The following is a 26,638-nucleotide window of genomic DNA, read 5'->3' on the forward strand; positions in this document are numbered from 1 at the left end:
TATATTTAGTCCTATTGACATGCCAGCCCGAGGAACGGAGATGAAGCCCAGCCAGGTGAAGCCCATTAGCTATCTGAAGAGCCACGCCGCTGAGATCGTCCGCGAGATCACGGAAAGTGGCGAGCCGATGCTGATCACCCAAAACGGTGAAGCCCGGGTCGTCGTGCAGGACGCACAATCCTACGAGGATATGCAACAAACGTTAGCACTTCTGAAGATTCTGACGCTAGGGCGCAAAGACATCGAAGCCGGTCGCTACATTCCGGCGAGTGATGTTTTCACTGAACTGGAGCAGATGGACAAGGACGACGGTATTGCATGAAGGCCGTCTTCCTCCAGTCGGCGCGGACCGACATGCAAGACATTCGACGTTACGTGATCGCCAAATTCGGCCCGAAGGCCTGGCGTGAAACATCGGCGAAGATTCGCGACGATATTGAACAACTCGAGGCATTTCCCCGAAATGGGCACGTTCCTCCTGAGCTCGCGGAACTGGGCTCTACGAACTATCGGCAGATAGTAAGCGGCATGAACCGCATCATCTACGAGATTGACGATCCGATGATCTATATCCATTTGATCGTCGACACCCGCAGAGACCTGAAGGACGTTCTGGCCAGGCTTTTGCTGCGGCCCTAAGCCTCCCCGCGCTCCCCGAACACGCGCTTCCACAACGCCAGCACGGCCTCGCGCTCACGCTCCACACGCGCCGGATCGACACGCGCCTTCTCCATCCCGTCGAGCCGCAACTGGTGTTGCAGCTTGCGGTACAGCCGGTACGCCGAACCTATCGTCTCGGCCTCCTCCTCGCTCATGAGCCCGAAGCGCGACACCTCGCGCAGCAGCGCGATATTGCCCGTGTTGCGGATCAGCTCGGGGTCCTGCGCCGCATGCAGCAGCACCCAGTACTGGACGAGAAACTCGATGTCCACCATGCCGCCGCGGTCGTGCTTCAGGTCGAAGAGTTCGGTGCGGTTCGGGTGGCCGTCTTCCACGCGCTGGCGCATCTCCACGATTTCCTTCGCGAGCGGCGCGGCGTCGCGCGGCGTGGTCAGCACCTGCACCCGGATCGCCTCGAAGGCGCTGCCGATCGCCGCGTCCCCAGCCGAAAAGCGCGCGCGCGTGAGCGCCTGGTGCTCCCACACCCACGCCGTGTTCGCGGCGTCGCCTTCGCGCAGCTGGTAGCGGCGGAACGCGTCGAGGTCGGTCACGAGCAGCCCCGACTCGCCGTTCGGCCGCAGGCGCAGATCGACGTCGAACAGCGTACCCGCGCCAGTGGCCGTGGTGAGCCACGTGATGAGCCGGCGCGCGAAGGTCGCGTAGATCTCCGAGGCGCGCTCGTCCTCGTCTTCGTACAGAAAGATGATGTCGAGGTCCGACGCGTAGCCCAGCTCCTTGCCGCCCAGCTTGCCGTAAGCGATCGCCGCGAAGCGCGGCACCTCGCGATGGCGTTTGGCGAACTGCTTCCAGACAGTCTCGATGGTCACGTCGAGCACGGCGTCGGCAAGCTCGGAGAGCCGGTCGCTCACGTGCTCCACTGAGAGCCGCCCCGCCAGGTCGTTGAGCAGGATGCGGAACACTTCGGCCTGGTGCGCGTGGCGCAGCAAGTCCATCTGCTGCTCGACGTCGGCGGCCGAGGCGAGCCGCGCGCGCAACAGGCGCGAGAACTCGGGCCAGTCGAACGGCGACGCAACGGCTTCGTCGTCGAGCAGTTCGTCGAGCAGTTGCGGATGGCGGATCAGATAGCCGGCCGCCCAGCGAGAGCCGCCCAGCACCTTGAGCACGCGGCTGAGCGCATCCGGGTATTCGCACAGCAGCGCGAGGTACGCGCCGCGCCGGATCACGGCTTCGAGCAAATCGAACATGCGCGCGAGCGTGTCGCCGCGCCGCTCGCGCGGCTCGAGCGTGCGCGCGGCTTCGAGCGCGCGCTGCGCCACGCTGTCGAAGCGCTCGCGGCTCTTCTCGGGCAGCCCCGCGTAACGCGACGACTGCCAGAGTCCGCGCAGGCGCGCGAGCAGCGGCGCCGGGTCGTCGATACCGAGTTCCGTGAGGCTTTCGAGCAATGAGTCTTCGGCGCCCTCTTCCATGAGCGCGCCGCTCCAGACCCATGCCGCCGCGCCGTCTTCGGAGGCGCCACAGCCGCCCTCGCCGCCCATCTTGTCGGAGAAGATCTGCACGAACTGGCGCTCGACGTTGTTGCGGTGACCGTCGAGCGTCGTCATCAGCGCGGCATAGTCGGCAAAGCCCATCGACCTCGCGAGTGCGGCGCGCTCCTCGGCGTCGACGGGCATGGCATGCGTTTGCGCATCGTCGCGATACTGCAGGCGATGCTCGAGGTCGCGCAGAAAGTTGTAGGCGCGCGCGAGCTCGCCGCACACCTCGGGCGCGATCAGTCCGCGCGCGGCAGCGTAGCCGAGCACGGCCAGTGTGGGGCGCACGCGAAAGCCTGCGTCCTGGCCGCCGCGAATGAGCTGGAACACCTGAGCGCTGAACTCGATCTCGCGAATCCCGCCGCGCCCGAGCTTGATGTCGTCGGCCTTGTCGGGGCGCATCATGGCGCGACGCTGCGCTTCCTGGCGAATCTGCACGTGCAGCGAGCGGATCGCGCTTATCACGCCGAAGTCCAGGTAGCGCCGATAAACGAACGGCTTCACGAGTGAATCGAGCTGTCGTGCAAGGCGCAACGCGCTGTCGCTCTCGTCCTCGGAAACGAGCCGCCCCTTGATCCACGCGTAGCGCTCCCACTCGCGGCCCTGCACGTAGAAGTACTCTTCGAGCATGCCGAGGCTGCACACGAGCGGCCCGGAGTCGCCGTTCGGGCGCAGGCGCATGTCGACGCGAAACACGAAGCCATCGGCCGTCACGTCGCTCAAGGCGGCGATCAGGCGCTTGCCCACGCGCGTGAAGAAGTCCTGCGTGGCGATGGGTGAGCGCTGGCCGCCCGTGGTTTCGCCGTCGTCCTCGTAGACGAAGATCAGGTCGATGTCGGACGAAACGTTCAGCTCGCGCCCGCCCAGCTTGCCCATACCCACCACGCCGAGCGTGAGGCGCTCGCCGGCCGGGCCGCGCGGCTCGCCGAAGAGCGTCTCGAGGTCGGCGCTCACGCAGGCGAGCGCGCGCTGGATCGTGACTTCGGCAAGATCGGTCATGCTGCCGGTCACTTCGGCGACGTCGGCCACGCCGCCGAGATCGCGTTCCATCACGGCGCAGATCACTTCCACGCGCAACTGGCGCAGGACCGTCTTCAACCGCTCGTCGTTGAGCGGTGCGGCGGGTGCGGCGTTTGCTGCGGCGAGCAGTTGCCCGCTCAGCGCGTCGAGCCGCGCGACGATGCGCTCGCGCGAGAGCGGCGCGGCCGCCAGCGCCTCGACCTGCGCTGCGAGGCCAGGGCGCGCGGCATAAGCACGTGCCGCATAACGGGAATAGCTGGAACTCAGAAGAGGGATGTCGGTCATGAAGTGCTGCTTGCCGGGAAGGTTCGCTGTCGTGTCGCGCGCCTGGGTTGAAGACGATGCCAGTGTGACGATGCCGATATCGATACCGATGACTCGACCGCGAGGGTTCGCCCCGCGCCACGCGAGCCCCGCCCACCGGCTCTCGCGGACCGCCTCGCCGATGCGTTAGGCATAGCCGCGACTGCAGTGCAAAAAACCATGCGGGACACGCGCCGCATGGCCATCCCGGCTTCCCCGGATGGGCGCTCTGGCGGCCCTCTGTGATACATTTCGTCGTTAGAACGCAACGCTACCATACCCCACCCGCCGCAGCATGTCCGAGCGAAACGATCACGCCGGCCTACCCCAATCTGGACATGCCAGCCAGGCTACCGAGCCAGGGGGTCCGCACCATCATCACCCGGTCCTGCGCCACACACTGCGCGTGCTGGCGATCATCGCGCTCGTCCTGTATTTCCTTGTCTCTGTCCTGCTGCTCGGTCTGCGCTACGTCGTGCTGCCATACGTGGACAACTTGCGTCCGCGCATCGAGCAGCTCGTCTCCTCGAAGATTCACGCCGAGTTCCGCATCGGCAAGCTCGCACCGCACTGGTCGGGCTTCCAGCCCGGCATCGACGTCACTGATCTGACGATTCGCGACCGCCACGGCAACATCGCGCTCGACGTGCCGCACGCAACGGCCTCGGTGTCGTGGCGCTCGGTCGTGCTGCTCGAACCGCTGCTCTCGAGCATCGTGGTCGAGCAGCCCGACGTGCACATCGCGCGCGAGGACGACGGCACGCTCACTGTGGCGGGCGTGCCGGTGCCCACGGCGCACACGGGCAACGCCACCTTCACGACCTGGCTCATGCGTCAGCAGGCCATCGTGCTGCGCGGCGGCACGCTGCGCTGGCGCGACGCCACACGCGACGTGCCCGACCTCGCGCTCTCGCACATCCGCCTCGCGATTCTCAACGACGGCTACGATCACCGCGTCGCGCTCCAGGCGCCGGCCGAGGGCACCGTGCTGCACGGCCCGCTCGACTTCCGCGCGCACTTCACGCACGCGCACTTCGCGCAGGCCGGCAAGCCGATCAGCTGGACGGGCGACACCTATCTCTCGACCGGCCCCGTCGATCTGCCCACGCTCGCGCGCTACATCAACTTTCCGATCGCCACCTACGCGGGGCGCATCGACAACTCGATCTGGGCGCACTTCTCGAACGGACGCATTCTCGAGGCGAGCGGCGCGCTGGAAGGCGCAAACATCTCGCTGCGCACGCGGCCCACGCAGCCGCTGCTCGACATGCCGGTCGCGAGCTTCCACTGGAGCCTGGGCATCCAGCCCGGCGACTACGCGCTCCAGCTGCGCGACTTTCACGCGGAACTGGGCCAGCCGCCGCTCGACGACGGCACGCCGCTCACGCGCTCGCTCGCGCTCACGACGCTCGACGCGCGCTTTCGCCAGCCAACGCTCCAGCACGGCCAGCTCATGAGCGTGCGCGGCGATCGCATCGATCTCGGCATCCTCGCCGAGTTCATGCGCGCGCTGCCGCTGCCCGGGCGCGTGCAGGGCGCGCTCGTGCGCTTCGATCCGCGCGGGCTGGTGGCGAACTACGATCTCTCGCTCGAGCGCGCGAAGCCCGAGTCGGGCGAAGCGGCCGCCGAGCAGCGCTCCACGAGCGTCGAGCCGGTCACGCACTATCGCTTCAAGGGCGACCTGCAGGGCATCAGCATGAATGCGCAGGAGCCGGGGCCGGGCCTCACGCCGCGCGGCCACCCGCGCGCGGGCCTGCCGGGGGTCGAGAACCTCTGGGGGCACATCGACGCCGACGAGTCGCACGGCACCATCGACCTCGATACGTCCAGCGTGGCTATCACGCTGCCCGGCGTATTCGACAATCCGCGCCTCACGTTCGACCGGCTCTACGGCGCTGCGAAATGGACCGTGGCCGCCGGGCGCGAGCCCGGCAACCGGCTGAAGGCTTTCACGGTCGATGTCGCGAAGCTGGGCATCGAGAACGCCGACGCGCGCGCGACGATGACCGCGCACTACACGAACCCAGGCAAGGGACGCGGCTCGCTCGATCTCGTCGCACGCTTCGACGAGGCGAAGGTCAAGGCCATCTCGCGCTACCTGCCCACCAGCATCTCGGAGAAAACGCGCACCTACCTCGGCCACGGCCTGCAGGCGGGCCTGTCGAAGGGCGCGACGATCGAGATCCACGGCGACCTCACCAAATTCCCGTACTCGCGCGACCCCGAGGCGGGCCAGTTCCGCATCGTCGCGCCGTTCACGGGCGGGCGCTTCGACCCGTCTCCGTTCCCGCCGCGCAAGATGCGCAATGGCGCGCCGAACGTCTGGCCGGCGTTCGACGGCATCGACGGCGTGTTCAAGCTGCATGAGAACAAGCTGCGCTTCGATGTCGATCGCGGCCACTACCGCAACTTCGTGCTGCGCAACGTGAGCGGCCGGATCGAGGAACTCGGCATCAAGGGCTCCGATATCGTGATCGAGGGCAGCGGGCGCGGGCCGCTCGCGGATCTGCTCGACTACGCGGACAACAGCTCGATCGGCTACATCTCGAAGCACGCCACCGCGAAGGTGCGCGCGCAGGGGCAGTCCACGCTCGCGCTCAAGCTCACGATCCCGCGCCATCCGATGCCGAAGGTGCTGCTCGCGGGCGCCATCGGCTTCGAGAACAACACGCTCACCGCGAAGAACGTGCCGCCCGTCTCGAACCTCACCGGACAGGTGCGCTTCACGAACCACAGCGCGAACGTCGAGCGGCTCACGGCGCGCTTTCTCGGCGGCGACCTGCGCGCAAGCGGCGGCATGCGCGACGACGGGCACTATAAGGTGGACGTGGCCGGCGACGTCGCGGTCGACGCTGCGCGCGGCCTGAATCTGCATGGCATGGCGGCGGCGGCGCTCGGGCGCCTGTCGGGCGCGGCGCCCTACTCGCTTTCGGTGGCCGGCCAGCGCGGGCGTCTGCCCGACGTGAAGGCCAACGCCGATCTCACCGGCCTCGCGCTCGACCTGCCAGCGCCATTCGGCAAGGCGGCCGGCACGCCGATGCCGCTGAACTTCGAATTGCAGCCGGGCACGGGCACGCCCGCCGAATCCGCCCTCGGCGCCGATGCCAAAGCCGACGGCGCCGCCTTCGAACACGCAGAACTCACGCTCGGGCCGCTTGCCGCGCGCTACGTGCTGCGCCGCCATCCGGGTCACGTACCGGAAGTGGTGCGCGGCGCGATCGGCATGAACCGCCCGGCCGACCTGCCCTCGGAAGGCGTGGCCGCCGCCGTCGACCTGCCCACCTTCGACGCCGACGCCTGGCGCGCCGTGGTGCAGCAGTTGCGCGGGACTGCAGCGGTCCAGGCCCAGGGCGCGACACCTGCGAGCGCGGCGGCAAGCGGCGGCCGGGCGGCGGTTCCCCCGCCGCGAACCGCCGCAGAAAGAGCGGCCGAGCGGATGGCTCAAAATCAAGACGCGGCCCCGGGCGCAACCTCCGAATCTGCCGTGCCCAGCGCCGCCGCTGCCGCGCCGCAAAGCCCGGCATCGGCCACCACGGCCACCACGGCGGCCGCGCCCACCGCCGCCTCGTCACCGCTCGCGCCCAACGGCGCGGTCGGCCAGTTCCTGCCGTCGCGCTTCGCGGTCCACGTCGGCATGCTCACGCTGCTCAAGCGCCACTGGGAGAACGTCGTGCTCGGCGCGTCGCGCGTCGGCGAGCGCGGCAACGAATGGCAGGCCAACGTCGCCTCCAACCAGGTCTCGGGCCACGTCTCGTGGAAGCCGGGCGCCGTGCCGGGGGCGCCTGGCACGCTCGAAGCGCGGCTCGCGCGCCTCACCGTGCCCGCCGCCACGGAAAACGACCTGCTCGGCCAGGCGATGTCGCAGCCCGCGCAGAACATGCCGTCGATCGACCTCGTCGTGAACCAGCTCATCGTGCGCGACCGCGATCTGGGCCGCCTCCAGGTGAACGCCCACAACTTCGACGACAACGGCGTGCCGGTCTGGCAGCTCGATCAGCTCGACATCAGCAACCCGGACGCCCACCTGACCGCCACGGAAAACTGGCGCGCGGTGGGCGACACGGCGGCCGGCGACGACTCGGCCGCCGCCGGCATGCAAACGCCGCGTCGCACGGCGCTCGACTTCCATCTGGACATCAAGGACGCCGGCGCGCTGCTCGTACGCGCCGGCAAGCCGCACGTGCTCAAGAGCGGCTCGGGCACGCTCTCGGGCAACCTGGAATGGCAAGGCGGCCCCTCGCGCATCGACTTCCCGTCGCTCAACGGCAACCTCGCGCTCGACCTGCGTCACGGCCAGATCCTCAAGGTCGATCCGGGCGTGGCAAGGCTGCTCGGCGTGCTGAGCCTGCAAAGCCTCGCGCGCTTCGCCACGACGGACTTCCGCGACGTCATCGGCGAAGGCCTGCCCTTCACGAGCGCGACGGCCACCGCGCAGATCCAGAACGGCATCGGCAGCACCAACGACTTCAAGCTCGTCACCGCCCCCGGGCGCGCGACGATGGCAGGCAGCGTCGACCTCGCGCACGAAACCCAGGACCTGCGCGTACACGTGGTGCCGACGGTCAGCGCGGGTGCGGGCGTGGTCGCGGCGGCCATCATCAACCCGCTCTTCGGCCTCGGCGCGCTGATCGGCGACGTCGTGCTCTCGCAAACGCTCGAACACGCGTTCGCGATGGACTTTGCGATCACGGGCTCGTGGGCGAAACCGCACGTCGAGCGGCTGCATGGCGATCAGGGTAAGATGGACGCGCAGACGCCGGCCGCAGTGCACTGACGCAGTGCACCGAATTACGCACTGAGTTGCCGCCAAGTGCCCTGCGCCATGGGCACGCGGTATGCGCGCCATGCACCCCGAACCCATTCAAGATCTGCCGATGAGCGCTCCCCCCCTCGACCCGTTTCGCGTCGCCGCGCTGCAGATGGTCAGCACGCCCGATCGCGAGCGCAATCTCGCCGAAGCGGACCAGTTGATCGGCGAAGCCGCCGCCGCGGGCGCGCGCCTCGTGTTACTGCCCGAATATTTCTGCTTCATCGGTCACAAGGACAGCGACAAGCTTGCGATCCGCGAGCCCCACGGCGACGGCCCCATTCAGCGTTTTCTCGCCGATGCCGCAAGGCGCCATGATCTGTGGGTGATCGGCGGCACGTTGCCACTGAATGCGCCCGAGGAAACGCGCGTGCTCAATACCACGCTCGTGTTCGATCCGAGCGGCGAGGAGCGCGCGCGCTACGACAAGATCCACCTCTTCAATTTCGAAAAAGGCGCCGAATCGTTCGACGAAGCGCGCACTATCCGCCCCGGTGCCGAGGTGCGCACGTTCGAGGCGCCGTTTGGCCGGGTCGGCCTGTCGGTCTGCTACGATCTGCGCTTTCCCGAGCTGTACCGGCGGATGGGAGACTGCGCACTGATGGTCGTGCCTTCAGCGTTCACGTACACCACCGGCCGCGCACACTGGCAGATCCTGCTGCGCGCCCGCGCGATCGAGAACCAGTGCTACGTGCTCGCCGCAGCGCAAGGCGGCACGCACGAGAACGGCCGCCGCACATGGGGCCACAGCATGCTGATCGACCCGTGGGGCGAGATCGTCGACGTGCGCGACGAAGGCGCGGGCGTGGTGGCCGGCGACCTCGACCTCGAGCGCATCGCCAGCGTGCGCGCGAGCCTTCCGGCGTGGCGGCACCGCGTGCTCGACTGCGCCTGACGCACGCCAGCACGTCATGCATGCAATGCACACGACCACCAGTGGACCGCGAATGAACACCATCGAATTCCACGCGAGTTCTACGTTTGAGGCGCTTGATTTCGCAGCACCGCGCCCGAATCTCCATTGACAGACTTTATCGTTGATCCCACAGAGCGCATGAATATCATCGAACCCGGCATCCGCAATCTGGCGACCGCGAAGGACCTGCTCCTCACGCCCTACGGCCTCGACGAGGCAGTGCTTACGCGCACGCTCGGCGAGATCTTCACGCATCGCGTCGACTATGCCGATCTTTACTTCCAGACCACGCGCAGCGAGGCCTGGAGCCTCGAGGAAGGCATCGTCAAGTCGGGCAGCTTCAGCATCGACCAAGGCGTCGGCGTGCGCGCCGTGTCCGGCGAGCGCACCGCTTTCGCCTACTCCGACGACCTCTCGCCCGAAGCGATCCGCCAGGCCGCCATCGCCACGCGCTCGATCGCCCAGGCCGGCGGCGGCAAGCAGAAAATCCAGGTGGCGAAGTCGCTCACGGGCATTGCGGGCCGCGATCTGTATCTGCCCTCCGACCCGTTGAGCTCGCTCGACGCCACCGAAAAGGTGAAGCTGCTCGAGCGCATCGAAGAGATGGCGCGCGGGCGCGATCCGCGCATTACGCAAGTCATGGCCGCGCTCGCCGGCGAGTACGACGTGGTGCTCGTCGCCCGCAGCGACGGCGCGCTCGCCGCCGACATCCGCCCGCTCGTGCGCGTGTCCGTCACGGTGATCGCCGAGCAGAACGGCCGCCGCGAAATCGGCAACGGCGGCGGCGGCGGCCGCTACGACTACGGTTATTTCACCGACGACATCCTGTCGAAGTACGTGGACGACGCCGTGCACGCCGCGCTCGTGAACCTCGAAGCACGCCCGGCGCCCGCCGGCGCGATGACGGTCGTGCTCGGGCCGGGCTGGCCCGGCGTGCTGCTGCACGAGGCGATCGGCCACGGCCTCGAAGGCGACTTCAACCGCAAGGGCTCGTCGGCGTTCGCCGGGCGCATTGGCGAGCGGGTAGCCGCCAAGGGCGTGACCGTGGTCGACGACGGCACGCTGCCCAACCGCCGCGGCTCGCTCAATATCGACGACGAAGGCAACCCCACGCAGTGCACGACGCTGATCGAAGACGGCATTCTCAAGGGCTACATTCAGGACTCGCTCAACGCGCGCCTCATGAAGATGCCCGTGACCGGCAACGCGCGCCGTGAGTCGTACGCCGCGCTGCCCATGCCGCGCATGACCAACACGTACATGCTCAACGGCGACAAGGATCCGCAGGAAATCCTCGGCTCGGTGAAAAATGGCCTGTATGCCGTGAACTTCGGCGGCGGCCAGGTGGACATCACGAACGGCAAGTTCGTGTTCTCGGCCTCCGAAGCCTATATGATCGAAAACGGCAAGATCACCTACCCCGTGAAGGGGGCCACGCTCATTGGCAGCGGCCCGGAATCGCTCAAGTACGTGAGCATGATCGGCAACGACATGCGCCTGGATTCGGGCGTGGGCGTGTGCGGCAAGGAGGGCCAGAGCGTGCCGGTGGGCGTGGGTCAGCCGACGCTGCGCATCGACCGCATGACGGTCGGCGGCACGGTTTGACACCTTTGCCTGCGCGCATTCCATGCACGGCGATGCGGAAATCCCGCATCGCCGTGCGGATTTTCTGCACATGAGTCGTTTTTTGCGCAGATAGCCCGCTTTTTTACCGCACCCCGCTTGCCAGCCACGAGAAGGCCGGGTTATAAAGGCATTCACCCTTTCGACGTAACGAACGTTCAGACAAGACCGCCATGTTCGCCACGAAGTTTTATTTTTACTTCTTTTGGTATCTCAGACCGCTGGCGGATCGAGAGGGTTGATAGTACGCGCAGGACCCCGAATACACGAGAAACCGCCAGCCAAGCCTGGCGGTTTTTTTTCGCCCCGCAGTTTCCACAACAGTTACTGAGCCGCACCTTCCTCTAACCGAATTTGAAGCACCGTCGGAACGACGCACGCTACGCACCAGGATCAGGAGAAAACGACCATGCCCCCGCACAACACCGACGATGTCCGCATTCGCGAACTCAAGGAACTCACGCCGCCCGCTCACCTGATCCGCGAATTCCCCTGCTCGGAAGCGGCCTCCACGCTGATCTACGAATCGCGCCGCGCGATGCACCGCATCCTGCACGGCATGGACGACCGCCTGATCGTCATCGTCGGGCCGTGCTCGATTCACGATACGAAGGCCGCGGTCGACTACGCGAAGAAGCTCGTCGAAGAGCGCAAGCGCTTCAAGAACGAGCTCGAAATCGTGATGCGCGTGTACTTCGAGAAGCCGCGCACGACCGTGGGCTGGAAGGGCCTCATCAACGATCCGTTCCTCGACAACAGCTTCAAGATCAACGACGGTCTGCGCACCGCGCGCGAGCTGCTCGTCTCGATCAACGAACTGGGCCTGCCCGCCGGCACCGAATACCTCGACATGATCAGCCCGCAGTACATCGCCGACCTGATCTCATGGGGCGCGATCGGTGCGCGCACAACGGAATCGCAGGTGCACCGCGAGCTGGCTTCGGGGCTGTCGTGCCCGGTCGGCTTCAAGAACGGCACGGACGGCAACGTGAAGATCGCCGTGGACGCAATCAAGGCCGCCTCGCAGCCGCACCATTTCCTTTCGGTGACGAAAGGCGGCCACTCGGCCATCGTCTCGACCGCCGGCAATGAGGACTGCCATGTGATTCTGCGCGGCGGCAAGACGCCGAACTACGACGCGGATAGCGTGAACGCCGCATGCAGCGATATCGGCAAGGCGGGTCTCGCCGCGCGCCTCATGATCGACGCGAGCCACGCGAACAGCTCGAAGAAGCACGAGAACCAGATTCCGGTGTGCGCTGATATCGGCCGCCAGGTGGCGGGGGGCGACGAGCGCATCGTCGGCGTGATGGTGGAGTCGCACCTCGTGGCGGGCCGCCAGGACCTGAAGGAAGGCTGCGAGTTGACCTATGGCCAGAGCATCACGGACGCGTGCATCGGCTGGGACGAAAGCGTGGGCGTGCTCGAAGGGCTCGCGCAAGCGGTGAAGCAGCGTCGCGTTGCGCGCGGTTCAGGCAATTGAGCGCAGCTCGCAAAGGAGCGCCCGGCGCGGTCATTCGAGGCCGCGCCGCGCGTGCATTCACAGCCGCTCCGCGCGCTCGGGCCGCACCGCGCCGATGCACAGGTCGGCAATCCCGATCACGTTGCCGATGAGCCTGCCGCGGCGGTCGAGATGCGCCTCCGGCCGCACCGACTTCATGCAGTTCATGCTGAGCGCGCGCAGGATATTGCTGGTCGCTTCCTTGCGCGACATGACGCCCTTGTTGCACAGATACATCGCGTTGACCACCTGCGAATAGCCGAAGCGCCGGCCCGAAACGCGTCCGCCTCGCAGCCCGAGGTGCACGCCCAGCAGATAGTCGCAGTACACGACCCCGCCACGGCGCGCGAGGCGCCGCGAGAAGTCCTTGTCCTCCAGCCAGCCGTACAGCACGAGACGCTCGTCGAAGCGCAGATCGGCGATAGCCTGCGCGCGGCACGCCATGTTGCAGCCATACAGCTCCACACAGGGCCGCAGCGGCGGACGCCGCATCACCTCGGCTTGTGCGCCATCCACGAGCGCAACGGCTTCTTCCCACGAGATCGGCTGCGTGTTCGCGCCATCGCGCAGCGTGCGTCCCGAGAAGCCCACGAGATTCGCGTCGCGCTCGAACAGCTCCACACACAGCTCGATCCAGTGACACTCGGGCGCGAAGTCGTCGTCGAGGAAAATCACGATGTCGATGTCCGGCGCAAGGGCGTCGAGCGCGCGATTGCGTTGCACGCTCGAACCCGCCGTGCCGATGATTTCGTTCACGCGCAGACCGTTGGCATCGTAAGGTCCAATGTCGTCAGCGCTGCTGCCCGAGAGGATGATCTGATCCGGCCGCACCGTTTGCCGTGCGAGCAGACGCACGACCCATGCGGTAGCGGTTGGCCGCCCCTTGGTCGCGATAACCGCCGCGACGCGCATGCGCGCCCTCGCGCCGTTGGGGGCCGTCATGGAAGATGCGAGATCATCGGTAGCGAGCATTGTCATCAGATTCTCCGCGTTCCGGAGGTCGTTTCGACTCGAATCGAGGTTAGCACGAGGCCCCCGCGCCGCCAGTCGGGCAGGATTCAAGTTGTCCGAAACGATCTATTCAACGACTGATTCCACCTGTTTGTGAACGAGCACACATACATGCACCCGGTGCGCGTGGTATCTGCGCGGCTCCTGTATTGGCCGCGTACTGGCGTTTTACCGCTTTTCTTTTCCGTTAATTAAATCGACCTTTATTGCATTTTCTATGCATTTATCGATTACGCATCGCCCATAGCGGATCACCACCCGGTGAATTCGTCCAATAGCAATTTTCGGATTCCTCTTTTGATAAGACTCGTCTACAACTGCTAAAAGTGACTACGCAAATATGACCGACCAACCCGCCCCACCGGAAAGATTCTCTCAACATGACTGCGTCGACGCGTCGGAGCCAGCCAGCGGAACACGAGATCATCGCTTCCCGGACAGCGGTTTGCGAAACGGAATCCGGCGCGCGGCTCAAACGCCCAGTGGTCTTCTACGTGCAGCCGTTGATCGCGCACTATCGCATCGAAGTCATCGAGTCGCTCAACCGTCTTTTCTCCGTCAAGGTATTCGCGTGCTCCGAGGGCGTGGAGGCCAACGGCTTTTCGCGCGAGAGGCCAGAGTGCGACGAATTCGTCGAAACGCGTATCGCGAGTTTCGCGGGCCTGCCCGCGCGGCGTATTCGCATGCAGAGCCGCGTGCTGAGCCGCATCGTTTTTGAACGTCCCGATGCAGTCCTGATCTTTGCAGATGTTCGCTATCTCTCGCTGTGGCTCGCGCTCCTCGCCGGGCGCCTGATGCGCGTGCCCGTGCTGATTCATGGCCAGGGGCTCTACCGGCACGAGAGCGCGGGGCTCATGCGCACCGTGTGCTACCGCGTCGCGGTCGCGCTCGCCGTGCGCTACGTCTGCTATACCGAGGCTTCGCGGCGCTCGCTCGTCGCCATCGGCTGCCCCCTCGCGAAGCTCGTCGTCGCGAACAACGCGCTCACCGTCTCGTGCGGTGTGGAGCCCGCCGCCAAGTCGGGCGCCGAGAGCGGCGTCCTCTTCATTGGCAGGCTGCGCGAAGGGTCGGAGATTGAACCGCTCATCGATGTGGTCGGCCAGCTTCATGCCGAAGGCAACGACATCACGCTCCACGTGATCGGCGACGGCGAGCACGGCGAGCGCCTGAAGCGCAAGTACAGCAATCGCAGCTACGTGGTCTGGTATGGCGCCGTGTTCGACGACGACGCCATCGCGACCATCAGCCGGCGCTGCCGCGTGGGCTGCTATCCGGGCTCGGCGGGCTTGAGCGTCGTGCACATGTTCGCGGTGAGCCTGCCGCCCATCGTGCACGACCGGCTACCGCTGCACATGGGCCCGGAGCCGGGCTATGTCGAGGACGGCCGCAGCGGCTTTTTCTTCGCGCGCGACGGCGGCACGCGAGCGCTTGCTGCCACGCTGCGGCGCATCTGGTCCATGCCGCCCGACGAAATGCGCGCAGCCGCTTGCGCCGCGCACGCGGTGTACTGCCAGCTCAACTCGCCTACGCTCGGACATCAGCTCGCCGAGATCGTCGAAGCGGCGCTGCGCGCCTGAACCCCTGCTTCAATCCCGCTTCAATCTCACTGCTTTTCGGCTTATTTCTGCCGCGAGACGCGATACAGCATCCATGCCGCACACGCGGCCAGCCCGACGGTCATCGACCATGCAACGCCTGTCACACCCCACAGGTGCAGCGACGGCGGCACGGACAGGATAAGCGCCACCACCTGGAGCAGCGACGCTACCGTGACCGCGCGCGCGTCGCCCACCGCGCGCAGATACGAGGCGAGCACCGAGTTCAGCGCGCTGATCGCCATGTTGATGACGAAGATGCGAAAGAGCGGCACAGCCGACAGCCACGCGGCGCCGAGAACGAGCGAAAAGAGCGGCTCGGCGGCGAAGCGCAGCACGATCACCACGCATGCCAGACCTGCCACGGCGACCATGAGATAGAGACGGAACAGGCGCGCGGCCGATTGCGGCCCGCCACGATGATGCGCGGCGAAGGTCGGAAACAGATACTGCGACAGAGCGAGCGCGGCGTCGGCAAGCAGCATTTGCGCGAGCTTCGAGGACATCTGCCAGGCGCCCAGTTGCGTCGGGCCGAGCAGTTTGCCCACCACTACCTTGTCGAACTGGTTGGTGATCAGAATGATCACGCTGCTCGCCCAGATCCAGCGGCTGAAGCCCACGTAATGGCCGATGCCCGACCAGCGCAGCCGGATCGGCGGACGCGGCGACAGCGCGATCCACGTAACGACACTCTTGAAGGCCTCGCCGATCATCATGCCGAGCAAGAGCGAGTATGGCCCCGCACCGACGAGTGCGAGCCCGATGCCGAAGCCGCAGTCGAGACACGAGGACGAGATCTCGATCGCCGCAATATGCTGGAAGTGGCGCTCGCGCTGCGTAATGAAATACGCGGGCGACGCGAGTCCACGCAGGAGCGGGAGCAGCGCGGCGAGTTGCACGAGGCCGATCGCGCCGCCCAGGTGGAACTGCGCGTCCATGAGCGGCGCACTCGCGACGAGCAACAGACCGATCAGCAGGCCCCGCGTGGCGAGCGTCGTCCAGACGGCGCCGGCTTGCGCGCGCGTTGGCGGCGACTGGCCCTGAATGACGGCTTGCGCGAGGCCGGTGTCCGAGAGCGCCTCGGCAATCGCGACCGCGAGCAGCGCGACGCTCGCCAGACCGATTGCGGATGGGCCGAGAATGCGCCCGATCACGAGGAACTTGACGGCCACGAGGCCCCGCACGACGACCTGCTGCAGCAACACCCAGGTTGCCGCGCCGGGTCCGAAGCCGGCCTTGATCGGTATGGCTGGCAGCCGCATGACGCGCAAAATGCCTCTCCTGTTGTCGATCTCTGAGTCGGAGCTTTCGCCCCTTGTCCCAGTTCCCTTTAAACATGTTTGGGAACGCGTTTTTGCCACCCGCTCTGGACGTTACCGCGTGGCAGCGTCCACGACGCGCCATCTACCAGGTGGAATCAGACGGTCCCTTTGCGGGCGCGCCTGCGGTTAGCAGACTTATATAGTCCACCTGCGCACGTCGATTGATGAATCTTCAACCGATCCGCATATCCCCAGGCTTTTTCGGCCAGCCTGCCCCGCAATCTGGCGCATGCCGCTTGCGCAGCACTGCTATTTTGTTCGTAATAATGCTCATCGGGCCTCCCGCATGGAAAACGTGTCGATCGCCAGATATCGCAATGCCGCCCCTAACAGCCCGGACTCGGCCGCACTGTGCGAGGTCGAGGCCGACACGCTCGTGAGCTCCGCGCCTCCCGGCGCGCGCGCGTCCGTTGGCGGCGACTGGATCGCCATCATCGAGCCGAACTTCACGGGCCACCGCTGGCGCTACGTCGAGTGGATCGCACAGGCATGCGTCGAAGCCGGGCACCGGTGTCTCGTCGTTACCGATACCGGATACGAGGATCATCCGCTCGCGCAGCGCATCGTGCGCGAAGCGAGGTCCGATCTGCGTGTCGAGCTGCTCGACCTCCATAGCGTTCCCCCCGGCCCGCATTTCGTCGCGAGCGTGTACATGCGCTTTCGCAACTTCTATGCGCGAGCGCTGCGTGAGGTGAGCAAAACGAGGCACGTGCGGCTCGTCATCGCGCCCTACGCCGACTACTTCTTCTACACGCTCGCGGGGTTCGACTCGCCATTCGGCGAGACGCCGTGGATCGCGATCGTCATGGGCATGACGTTTCATCAGGCGCGAGTCGGCTTGCGCACGCCGCGCCGACGCTTCGTCGACCTGGCCAAGTCGGCGCTGTTTCGCCGCGCCATGCGCTCGCGCGGGCTGCGCGAACTCTTCACGATCGACCCGACGCTGCCCGACTGGTTCGCGACCACGAAGCCCCGCCGCGCCGCGCCGCTCAGCTACCTGGCCGATCCGTTTCCCGAAATCGAAGGCATGGACCCCGTGTTCGCGCGCGAGCAGCTGAAGCTCGACGCGCATACGCACTACCTGCTCGTATACGGCGCGATCGGCGAACGCAAGGGCATTCGCGAACTGATGCTCGCGCTCGAGCAAAAGCCCGACGCGCCTTGCCTCATCATCGCCGGCCAGCAGGACGACGAAACACGCGCGTTCATCGACGCCCACGCGCCGAAACTCGCGAGCGCGCCGGTGATCTTCAACCAGTTCATCTCCGACGAGATGGAGCGCGAACTCTTTTCCGCCTGCGACGCCGTGTGGCTCGGCTACAAGCAGCACTACGGCATGAGCGGCGTGCTCGTGCAGGCGTACCGCTTCCGCAAGCCCGTGGTGGCCAGCGCCGACGGCCTGATCGGCTGGTATTGCCGCGACGGCGCACTCGGCCCCCTGCTCGACAACCTCGAGCCCGCCACGATCGCGCACGCGCTCGACGTGCTCGCCGAGCGTTGGCGCGCAGGCGCGAACGCCCCGCAGCCCACGGACGAACATCTCCTCGCGTGCAACACGCTCGAACAGTTCAAGCGCACGCTGCAGGCCGCGATGGCATAGCGCAGGGAAACATCGCCAGCTAGTCAGCGTAGCGAACCGGTCCGGTTCGTTCAGGCAACGCCTTCGACGTTGTTGTCCGCCGCGGTCGCGTTGCTCCGCTCGGCAGAAAGGGCGCCGCGCCGGTCGGGGAACATCGTGTCGCGCAGGCGCAGGAACGGAAACTCGACGGCGCGCGTGGTGAGATAGCCCAGCGCAGCCGCGATGACGAACTGCGCGACGATCACAACCGGCCATGCAGCGAGCGGCGGCACGCCAAGCGCGTTCGACTTGTGGATCAGGTAATCGGCGGGCGCGAGCGCGAGCGAATGCCAGAGGTAGATGCCGTACGAGTAGACGCCAAGCCACGCCAGTCCGCGATACAGCCACGTCGTGCGCAGGCTGCCCGAGTGCTCCAGTATGAGCATGATGAGCGCGCAGAAGCCGACGGCCTGAATCGTGTAGCCGACGCTCTCGTCAAGCGCGACGTCGGGCGTCGCGAACAAGAGCCAGGCGAGAAGCAGCCCCACCGCGCCCAACAGCCAGCGTTTTTTCGCGACGAGCGTGCGCCAGAGTTCGGGCTTCATCCAGTAGACGGTCGCGAGTATGACGCCGATGAGCAGGCTGTCCATGCGGTACTGCGTATAGTTGAACGCCCCGACGAGATCGCCATGCGATACCGCGACGCAACGTGCGCCGAGCACGATCGCGCAGAGGCCGACCATCACACCGATCAGCGCATTCGCGCGCAGCCGGAAGTGCGCGAGCAGTATTAGCAGCGCGGGCAGGAACAGATAGAAGTGCTCTTCGACAGCGAGGCTCCACGTCTGCGCAATGGAGGTGCCGAAGTAATTCTGCATGTGGGTGAGGTTTTGCCAGAGGAACGTATCGGGACGATGGCGGCCGGCAAGCAGATGAAAAAAAATCAGTGCGTAGTACGCGGGCCAGATCTTGAAGATCCGCCGCACGACGAAGCGGCGCGCGCCGATGCGGCCCGTTTGCGAGTATTGGCGCAGCAGCAGGCCGCCCACCAGGAAGCCGCTCAGTGTGAAGAATAGATTCACGCCTTCATGACCGAAGCTTTTCAGCGGGTACTCGAGCACTCTCACCCAGGGATGGCCCGTGCGCACCGTGTGGAAGTGGTAACCCATCACGACGAAGATCGCGATGCCACGCACGAAGTCGAGCTCGACGGAACGCCCTTTCATCGGCAGTCTCACCCCGTGTAGTAGCTTCATGACACTTCCCTCGCTTCGTCCGTGCCGGATTCGTGCGCAAGGCAAACGATGAAAAACTTACTCCTGCCGGCCCCATCTTGGACACAGGCGCCGTGCGACGTGCGCCAAGTTCCCGCCATTCTCGGCCAGGTGTGTGGGCCAAACCACACGTCAAATCAGAATTTTTTTCCTGCCGCCACAACCCTGCCGGTTCCCGCCACGCGCATGCGCAAGCGGCTTGCGACGTTTTATATTGAGTCGAGCCGACGCGTGCGGCGCGCATGTAATTTGCGCGCCGTATGTGACCCTATGCACCGCACCGGGAGAAACGCCGATGCGAAACAAACATGCTGCACTCTGGCTCTGGGTGTGCCTCGTGCCTCTCGCTTTCGACTACAAGGCACCGGACTCCCAGTTTGGCCACAGCGCGCAATGGCTGGCCGTCATTCCAGCCCTGGCAGGCGCGCTCATTCTCGCGATGATCGGCCCGCGCTTCGCGCGTCGGACGCGGCTGCGCTCGTTCGTGACGGGTGCGCTCGTGGCGAGCCTCGCCGGCAGTCTCATTGCGCAATTGCTGCAGCACAATCCGATTGGTCAATACCTGCGCGTGATCCTGCCATTCCTGCTGTTCACGCTCGGCTACTGGGCCATGTGCCGCCCGTGGCACCCCATTCGCATCACGCAGATGCAGCGCGCGCTTTATTACGCGATGGTTCTGGGTCTCGTGTTCACGTTCTTCTTCGGCATACTGGCGGTCGGCGGGCCGCTCGCCGACATTCGCTTTCGCATTGTCTCGCCGACCATGCTCGCGCTGCAGGCGATGCTGTTGCATCAGTTCATTGTCGCCCGGCGCTTCAACGTGTCGATGGTACTTGTATTCCTCGCCACGCTCGTCGTCGAGTTGTTGAGCGTCACGCGCAGCCTGCTGATTGCGACCGTCCTGCTCGCCATGTTCGCGGCGTGGCTCGCCTCGCCGTCGCTCAGCCATCTGATCAAATCGTTTTTTCGCACGGGGCTCGCGCTTTCGTTCGTTGTAGCGCTGGGCGTGGGAACGGCGTGGCTCTTCCCCTCCATCACGGAACACTGGACGCAGCGCGTGACGGCTGCGCAGAACGCGGAGTCCGACCGGGATCCGACAACGGTCACACGTATTGCGGAGATGCGCGACCAGTACGACCAGGTCACCGAATCGGTGGAGTCGGTCCTGTTCGGCAAGGGTTATGGCCACCTTTACCGCTATTCGCCCATTTATTTCCAGTACGTGAACCAGACCTTCAGCAAGGACGACTACTTCAACACCAGCGATTGGGTCGCGGGCCACAACTTCTGGGTGTACCAGCTCTACGCCGAAGGCATTGTGTTCGGGGGCTGCATGCCGCTAGCGGTGATCGTCGCGCTCATCGTCGCGGGCCGCGCATTCAGACGTTGGCACCGCATTGCCCCGCGTCACCCGATGCTCATGCCGCTCAGCATGGCGCTCCTTGTGCTAGCCGCGCTGCCGGGCGCGTCGATTGGCGGCAATCCGCTCGGCACGCGTTTCTCGGGCCTCGTGTACGGCCTCGCGCTCGGGCTCATCGTCGCGCTGTATTCGCAGCTTCATTACCGCATTGACCTGCAACGCAAGCGTCAGCGCCTGCACCCGTCCTATGGGCGCGAGCCTGCCTTCCGACCCACGGCGCCCGCGGCGGCGCCGGTGCCGCTCACCACGTATGCGACTCCGGAGCCCCGATGAAAATCCTGCACCTCGTTTCCACGGTCGACCCCCGCTCGGGCGGCCCGATTGAGGGCGTTCGCCAGAGCGGTCTGGCGATGACCGCGCTCGATCATCAGATCGAAGTGGCATCGCTCGACCCGATCGACGCGCCTTATGTGCGCGAATTCCCGCTCCCGCTGCACGCGCTGGGCCCGGGCCGCGGGCACTACGGATACTGCCCCGGCTACGTGCCATGGCTGCGCGCGAACGCGAAGCGCTTCGACGCGGCGATCGTGCATGGGCTCTGGCAATACCATGGCTTCGGTGCATGGCGCGCGCTGCGCCACGCCCAGGTGCCGTACTACGTGTACACGCACGGCATGCTCGACCCGTGGTTCAAAGCCACCTATCCCGTCAAGCATTTGAAGAAATGGGCGTACTGGCCATGGGCCGATTTCCGCGTGCTGCGCGACGCCTCCGCCGTGATTTTCACGACCGACGAAGAACGCCTGCTCGCGCGCGAATCGTTCTGGCTGTACCGCGCCAACGAACGCGTCGTGCCGTTCGGCACCAATGCGCCCAACGAGGACCCGGACGCGTTGCGCGAAGCCTTCCTGCAGGAGTCGCCGCATTTGCGCAACAAGCGCATCGTGCTGTTTCTCGGGCGTCTGCACCCGAAAAAGGGTTGCGACGTGCTGGTTCACGCGTTCGCCGACCATGCGCGCGAAACGCCGGATGCGCATCTGCTGATCGCGGGGCCCGACAAGGGCAACTGGCAGCCCGCGCTCCAGGCGATCGCCCAGTCGCACGGCATTACGCACCGCATCAGCTGGCCGGGCATGCTGCAGGGCAACCTGAAGTGGGGCGCGTTTTTTGCTAGCGACGTGTTTGTGCTGCCGTCGCACCAGGAGAACTTCGGCGTTTCCGTAGCGGAAGCGCTCGCATGCGGACTGCCCGCACTGGTCTCGGACAAGGTGGGCGTCTGGCGCGAGATCGACGAGGACGGCGCGGGGTTCGTTGCGCCCGATACGGTCGCCGGCACGCAGCGCAACTTCGCCTCATGGCGGGCACTCGACGAGCGCGCGCGCGACGCAATGCGCGCTCAGGCGCGGCGCACATTCGACGCGCGCTTCGCGATGGACGGCATGGTGCGATCGCTGCTGGGATTGTTGCAGGAACATCCTTTGCACGCTGGCGCCCAATTTCGCCGAGGGCGCCCGTTGAGCGCGATGGCGCAGAGCGAGCCCGCGGAGCAGACTGAATAAGCGAAAAAAGGCGGCGTCAGATTATCAGAGAGCGGAAATGGTAAGGATTGGCAGGGGTGACGAAGCAACGCAGCTGAAGCGTGATAACGAGTCGAATGATGAGCCCGCGTTGCACTTTCGTGGCGATGTGCGAATCCTGTTAGTAAGGGGGCAACACTATGTTAAACAGCAGACCTGATTGTTCGGCCGGCGCGACCGTCGACGGAACTGCGACGCAGCCTGTAAAGCAGCCTGTGAAGCAGCCTGTGAAGCAGCCCGCGCGCAGTTTGCGCAGATTATCGGTGGGCCGCGCACGGGCGGCCTTGGCGGCGATGGTGGCCATGGCCGCGACCGCGGCATTGATTTCGGGCTGCGGGCTCTCGCCCGGGATGCAGGCGCCGTCGAGCGTCACGCAGGCGAAGGCCGCAACCGGCGCCGCGCGCACGGGCAACGGGGATCAACCGCCACCGGGCGCGCTCATTGAGATCAATAACGACCTGGTCGCGAAGGAAGCCGCATCGAGACCGACGACCGTCCCGACCAACGTCGAGACGCTGTTCGGCACGCCCAAGCCCTACGCGCTCGGCCCCGGCGACGTGCTGAGCATTGTCGTGTGGGACCACCCCGAGATGAACCTGCCGACGAACGGCAGCGGTGGCAGCAACGGCGCGCAGGATCAGAGCGCGAGCCAGGTGCAGTCGGGCTATACCGTCGACGCGTCGGGTGCGATCCAGGTGGCCTACGTGGGTCCGATCCACGTGGCAGGGCTCACCGAGATGGAAGCCCGCGACCTGGTGGCGAAGAAGCTCGCCTACTACCTGAACAAGCCGCAGGTGACGCTACGCATCGAGTCGTACCGTAGCCGGCGCGTGTACGTGGACGGCGAAGTGCGCACGCCGGGCCTCATGGTGCTCAACGACATGACGATGTCGCTGCCCGAGGCGATCAACCGCGCGGGCGGCTTCACGGCGGCGGGCGACCGTTCGCGGGTTAGCGTCACGCGCGGCGACAAGACGATCATGGTGAACATTCCCGACATGATCAAAAAAGGCGTGAACCCGGACAAAATCCTGCTGCAGAACGGCGACCTCGTACGCGTGTATTCGGCGAACGAAAGCCGCGTGTTCGTGCTGGGCGAAGTCGGACACCCAGGGCCCTTGCCGTTCGATAACGGCCACCTCTCGCTGAACGACGCGCTAGGCAACGCAGGCGGTGTTAGCCAGGGTTCGGGCGACGCCTCGCAAGTGTACGTGGTGCGCGGCCAGAAGGAAGGGCAGCGTAAGGTCTTCCATCTCGACGCGTCGTCGCCGGAAGCCATGGCGACGGCCGACGAGTTCGAGTTGCAGCCGAACGATGTCGTGTTCGTGGATGCGTCGGCGCTCGTGAAGTGGAGCCGCGTCATCAACCTGATCCTGCCGAGCACGCAGGCAGCCGCGGCGGGCCGGGCGGTGGGTTACGGCGGGTACTAGCCGGTGGAGTCATGAGTATGAGCAGGCCTTCGGGCCTGCCCATACGTTCAATGAATCTGCCTGAAACGAGCCAGCCTCGCGCCGCCCTTATGCTTGGGGCGCCTGGGGTGCCTGGGGTGGCTTGCTTTCCTCGAAACGCCAGCGAATAAAGCGGCACGGATTGCCGCCATACACGCCGCCGGCTTCCAGCGAACGATGCACGACTGAGAGCGGGGTAACGACTGCCGAGCGCCCGATTGTCACCCCCATCTGCACCACGCATTTCGACGAGACCCACGCGCCGTCCTCGATCACGATCGGCGCGACGTGCAAATCCATGTTCGTGCGCATGTCGTGCGAACCCGCGCTGAGAAACGCCCCCTGCGAAAGGCAGACGTTCGAGCCGATGCGGATGGGCGCCTGGTTGTAGATCCAGACGTCCACACCGATCCAGCAGTTCTCGCCCAGTTCCAGATTCCACGGTGCCTTCACGCGTATGGGATGGACGAGCCGGCAGCCCTGGCCGATCTTCGCGCCGAACAGGCGCAGCAGGCCCACGCGCAGCGCCGAGAGCGGCAGCAGACGATTGTCGAGCACGCAGGTCTCGACCAGATACCATGCGGCCTGGACGAGCTTGCCCCGGCGCGCGACGAAGTTGCCCTTGCCCGCACGACTCAAATCGATCACGCGGATTTCCGCGGCTCGTGCGTCATTGGCGGCGGGTGGCGGCACGACGCCTGCAAGCGGCGCTTCGCCCGCCACTTGCCTGCGCCCAGCCGCGTCGGCGTTCCCTTTGCGGGTTCCTAAACCTTCGACCGCTTCCGTCATGAACGCTCCTTGCCCATCTGGGTCGATTCCTGTTGGCTTCGTGCGGGTTGCACGCCTGGCGGCCCACATAGCGGGACGCATCAGGCCACGATTTCATTATCGGGCGGCCAACGCAGCGCCCCGCACGCGTGGCCGACACGGCAGGGGTTTTGGCGCAGCGGCGCGACGCGGCGTGGGCACCATGAAGGCTTGACGCCGCATCGTTGGCGGCGCGCGGGATCAATGCCATGTCCAGTTCTCATCGTCATCAGCTTGGGCCCTATGTGTTCGCCGCTGCGCTGCAGGCCGCATGCGCGGCGTGGCCGTGCGCGGTGTTCGCGCAGGCCGCCACGTACGGCGCCGCCACCGGTGGCTCGCCCGCTGCCGCGAGCGCCCAGAGTAGCCAAAGCGGCCGGGATGACGCCCCTGCCAACGCCGTGCAGCGCCAGCAACTCGACGAACAGCGCCTCCTCGGCGGTCCGGGCACTTCGGATAACCCGTATAGCGTGACCCCGTACAGCAGTAACGGCGCTTCGCCAGACGACGCGCGAGACGCGCTCACGAACGAAAAGCACATGCACGTCGTGCCGCCTGGAGACTACGCCGCGAGTGCGGCGAGCGCCAACGGCGGCAGGGGCGACAGAAGCAGCAGCGCTTCGAGCGCAGGCGGCAGAGGCGCCGCGAACCACAGCAGGATCGGCGCAAACGGCATGTCGCGCGCCGGCAATGCGGTCGCGAGGAGCACCGGCGGGAGCGGCGCCGGGAGCAAGCGCTCAGCGGCCGGCTATGACTACGGCGCCAGCCAGACCTCCCCAACTGCGCAGGTCTACGGCAATCCGTATGGCAGCCCGTACGGTTCGCCAGACCAGTCCAACTCGGAACTCTACAAGTCGCCCTGGTAAGTTCCGCTAGCGCTCCGGGACAGCCCAAGACCACCCTCGCGGCCCTGGGCGCCGTCGCTCACACATCGGACTGCTCGACCTCCGGCAACGTCGATCCGCCTTTGCCCGCTTGACTCGGAGCTTGATTCTGATTTGCAGGTTGACCGGCAGCTTGCTGTGTCGAAGCCGAAGGGCCGCTTGCCGCAGTCTGCGCCTCGACCTGCGTCTGCGCCGCCGGCGCGGCAGCTTCGCCCGCGAGCCCGGCAAGCCTCGCTTCGAGCACGTCGAAGATCGCTTGCGGTGACAGCATGCGCTTCGCGTAGCGCCGCGCGGCGCGGCCAAGCTCGGCGCGGCGCGCAGGGTCGCCGGCCAGATCGACGATCGCCGCAGCGAGCGCTTCGCTGTCCTCTGGCGGCACCACGATTCCGTGGTCCGAAACCACGTCGAAGAGACTCGTGCCGGGCCGCGCCATGGCGACCACCGAGCGGCCGCTCGCGAGCATGCCGGTGAGCTTCGAGGGCATCACGAGGTCGGCGGCGTCGTTGCGCTGCGGCAGCACGTGGATATCGGCCACGTTCAGCAGTTCGTTGAGCATCGAAGACGGCTGCAGCGGCAGCACGTGACAGTTCGAGAGCGGCTCGCAACGCGCCATCAACTCCCGCTTGGCCGCGCCGTCGCCGCAGAACACGAAGCTGATATCGGGCCGCGCGGCGAGCGCCGTTGCGACGTCCGCGAGAATTTCGATGCCCTGCTTCGCCCCCATGTTCCCCGAGTAGAGCACGACGGTGTTGTCCTGCGGGATGCCGAGGCGCCGCCGGAACGCGCTCGGATACGGCAGCGGGAAGATCGCCCGGGTGTCGACCCAGTTCGGCAGGCACACGGCGCGCGCGGCGTCCACACCCTTGTCGACGGCGCGCTCGACCATGCGCGCCGAAATCGACGAGACGACGTCGAAGCGCCGCAGCAGCCAGCGTTCGCCGGCGAAAGCGGCGCGCCCCAGTCGCGACCCCTGGCCGCCGCGCAGAAGTCCCAGATCGAACGCCGCATCGATTTCGAAGTCCTGAATATGCAGCCAGCTGCGCGCGCCGACGGCGTGCGCGAGCATGAGCGCCCCAGGCGCGCAGAAGAGCGTCGGCACGATCAGCATGACAGCCTCAGGCCGCCACGCCGCGAGCCGCGCAAGAAGCGGCAGCGACGAGAGCGCGAAGCTCGCCAGATGCACGATGCGTTTGAAGCCGCCCTGCTGGGCCGGCACCCACAGCGGCGCACGCCAGACGCCCACGCCACGCAACGTTTCGCGTTGGTAACGCCCCGCGCGATAGCCTTCATGCACGCGCCATTGCGGGTAATAAGGCGGCGCGCAGATCACGCGCACCTCATGGCCGTGCGCGGCGAGCAGCTCCGCCATTTCGGCTGTGTATTTGCCGACGCCTGTGACTTCGGGCGCGTAATTCAGTCCGTAGATCAGGATTCTCATTGCGTTGCTTCCGTCCCTGAACTGCTGTGTGCCGCTTTTAATCGTCT

Annotated in this window: 18 protein-coding genes; 12 read left to right on the top strand and 6 right to left on the bottom strand. The window is 66.1% G+C overall.

What is annotated here, in order from left to right; genetic code table 11:
* The first annotated feature begins 40 nt into the window (after window positions 1–40).
* Both M3I53_RS02645 and M3I53_RS02650 read left to right on the top strand, forming a co-directional pair.
* Entirely contained in the window at window positions 41–322 is a 282-nt protein-coding gene (locus M3I53_RS02645; RefSeq protein ID WP_069267792.1) for a type II toxin-antitoxin system Phd/YefM family antitoxin, read from the top strand.
* Window positions 319–639 (top strand): type II toxin-antitoxin system RelE/ParE family toxin, encoded by a 321-nt coding sequence (locus tag M3I53_RS02650; RefSeq protein WP_069267793.1) that lies wholly within the window; start codon window positions 319–321, stop codon window positions 637–639. Before M3I53_RS02645 ends, M3I53_RS02650 begins: the two co-directional genes overlap by 4 nt.
* Here M3I53_RS02650 and glnE read toward each other — a convergent pair.
* On the bottom strand, window positions 636–3,455 hold the full coding sequence (gene glnE / locus M3I53_RS02655; RefSeq protein ID WP_254314433.1) for a bifunctional [glutamate--ammonia ligase]-adenylyl-L-tyrosine phosphorylase/[glutamate--ammonia-ligase] adenylyltransferase: 2,820 nt from the start codon (window positions 3,453–3,455) through the stop codon (window positions 636–638). The genes M3I53_RS02650 and glnE overlap by 4 nt on opposite strands.
* A gap of 313 nt (window positions 3,456–3,768) precedes the next feature.
* Here glnE and M3I53_RS02660 point away from each other — a divergent pair, with 313 nt between their 5' ends.
* The 4 genes from M3I53_RS02660 (at window position 3,769) to aroG (ending at window position 12,302) form a co-directional block, all read left to right on the top strand.
* Window positions 3,769–8,247, top strand: a complete 4,479-nt coding sequence (locus M3I53_RS02660; RefSeq protein WP_254314434.1) for a YhdP family protein — start codon at window positions 3,769–3,771, stop codon at window positions 8,245–8,247.
* Between the two features lie 100 nt (window positions 8,248–8,347).
* A complete protein-coding gene (locus tag M3I53_RS02665; RefSeq protein WP_254314435.1) occupies window positions 8,348–9,175 on the top strand; it encodes a carbon-nitrogen hydrolase family protein in 828 nt (275 codons plus the stop codon).
* 159 nt (window positions 9,176–9,334) lie between these two features.
* Window positions 9,335–10,801 (top strand): metalloprotease TldD, encoded by a 1,467-nt coding sequence (tldD, locus tag M3I53_RS02670; protein WP_254314436.1) that lies wholly within the window; start codon window positions 9,335–9,337, stop codon window positions 10,799–10,801.
* 427 nt (window positions 10,802–11,228) lie between these two features.
* Window positions 11,229–12,302, top strand: a complete 1,074-nt coding sequence (gene aroG / locus M3I53_RS02675) for a 3-deoxy-7-phosphoheptulonate synthase AroG (RefSeq protein ID WP_254314437.1) — start codon at window positions 11,229–11,231, stop codon at window positions 12,300–12,302.
* Between the two features lie 57 nt (window positions 12,303–12,359).
* Here the strand turns inward: aroG and M3I53_RS02680 are convergent, their stop codons facing one another.
* Entirely contained in the window at window positions 12,360–13,298 is a 939-nt protein-coding gene (locus M3I53_RS02680; protein WP_254314438.1) for a glycosyltransferase family 2 protein, read from the bottom strand.
* Window positions 13,299–13,711: 413 nt separating this feature from the next.
* Here M3I53_RS02680 and M3I53_RS02685 point away from each other — a divergent pair, with 413 nt between their 5' ends.
* Window positions 13,712–14,908 carry a glycosyltransferase gene (locus M3I53_RS02685; RefSeq protein WP_254314439.1) on the top strand — a complete coding sequence of 399 codons (1,197 nt, stop codon included), beginning with the start codon at window positions 13,712–13,714 and terminating at the stop codon, window positions 14,906–14,908.
* Window positions 14,909–14,949: 41 nt separating this feature from the next.
* Here M3I53_RS02685 and M3I53_RS02690 read toward each other — a convergent pair whose 3' ends face one another.
* Window positions 14,950–16,197, bottom strand: coding sequence for an oligosaccharide flippase family protein (locus tag M3I53_RS02690; RefSeq protein WP_254314440.1), 1,248 nt, complete (start codon window positions 16,195–16,197; stop codon window positions 14,950–14,952).
* Between the two features lie 346 nt (window positions 16,198–16,543).
* Between M3I53_RS02690 and M3I53_RS02695 the strand changes: the two genes are divergently transcribed.
* On the top strand, window positions 16,544–17,848 hold the full coding sequence (locus tag M3I53_RS02695; protein WP_254314441.1) for a glycosyltransferase: 1,305 nt from the start codon (window positions 16,544–16,546) through the stop codon (window positions 17,846–17,848).
* A 50-nt stretch (window positions 17,849–17,898) separates the two neighbouring features.
* Here M3I53_RS02695 and M3I53_RS02700 read toward each other — a convergent pair whose 3' ends face one another.
* Window positions 17,899–19,062 carry an acyltransferase gene (locus M3I53_RS02700; RefSeq protein WP_254314442.1) on the bottom strand — a complete coding sequence of 388 codons (1,164 nt, stop codon included), beginning with the start codon at window positions 19,060–19,062 and terminating at the stop codon, window positions 17,899–17,901.
* Between the two features lie 313 nt (window positions 19,063–19,375).
* Here M3I53_RS02700 and M3I53_RS02705 point away from each other — a divergent pair, with 313 nt between their 5' ends.
* The 3 genes from M3I53_RS02705 to M3I53_RS02715 all read left to right on the top strand — a co-directional run bounded on the left by M3I53_RS02705 (window position 19,376) and on the right by M3I53_RS02715 (window position 23,447).
* Window positions 19,376–20,773, top strand: coding sequence for a sulfite exporter TauE/SafE family protein (locus tag M3I53_RS02705; RefSeq protein ID WP_254314443.1), 1,398 nt, complete (start codon window positions 19,376–19,378; stop codon window positions 20,771–20,773).
* On the top strand, window positions 20,770–21,999 hold the full coding sequence (locus M3I53_RS02710; RefSeq protein WP_254314444.1) for a glycosyltransferase: 1,230 nt from the start codon (window positions 20,770–20,772) through the stop codon (window positions 21,997–21,999). Before M3I53_RS02705 ends, M3I53_RS02710 begins: the two co-directional genes overlap by 4 nt.
* A 311-nt stretch (window positions 22,000–22,310) precedes the next feature.
* Window positions 22,311–23,447 (top strand): polysaccharide biosynthesis/export family protein, encoded by a 1,137-nt coding sequence (locus tag M3I53_RS02715; RefSeq protein WP_254314717.1) that lies wholly within the window; start codon window positions 22,311–22,313, stop codon window positions 23,445–23,447.
* Window positions 23,448–23,534: 87 nt separating this feature from the next.
* On the opposite strand, the gene M3I53_RS02720 is transcribed toward M3I53_RS02715, so the two are convergent.
* Window positions 23,535–24,254, bottom strand: a complete 720-nt coding sequence (locus M3I53_RS02720) for a DapH/DapD/GlmU-related protein (protein ID WP_254314445.1) — start codon at window positions 24,252–24,254, stop codon at window positions 23,535–23,537.
* 227 nt (window positions 24,255–24,481) lie between these two features.
* Here M3I53_RS02720 and M3I53_RS02725 point away from each other — a divergent pair, with 227 nt between their 5' ends.
* Window positions 24,482–25,135, top strand: a complete 654-nt coding sequence (locus M3I53_RS02725; RefSeq protein WP_254314446.1) for a hypothetical protein — start codon at window positions 24,482–24,484, stop codon at window positions 25,133–25,135.
* A 58-nt stretch (window positions 25,136–25,193) separates the two neighbouring features.
* Here M3I53_RS02725 and M3I53_RS02730 read toward each other — a convergent pair whose 3' ends face one another.
* Entirely contained in the window at window positions 25,194–26,591 is a 1,398-nt protein-coding gene (locus tag M3I53_RS02730) for a glycosyltransferase WbuB (protein ID WP_254314447.1), read from the bottom strand.
* Window positions 26,592–26,638 lie beyond the last annotated feature (47 nt).

Origin of the sequence: Paraburkholderia sp. CNPSo 3272 (assembly GCF_024206495.1) — a bacterium.
Lineage (GTDB): Bacteria > Pseudomonadota > Gammaproteobacteria > Burkholderiales > Burkholderiaceae > Paraburkholderia.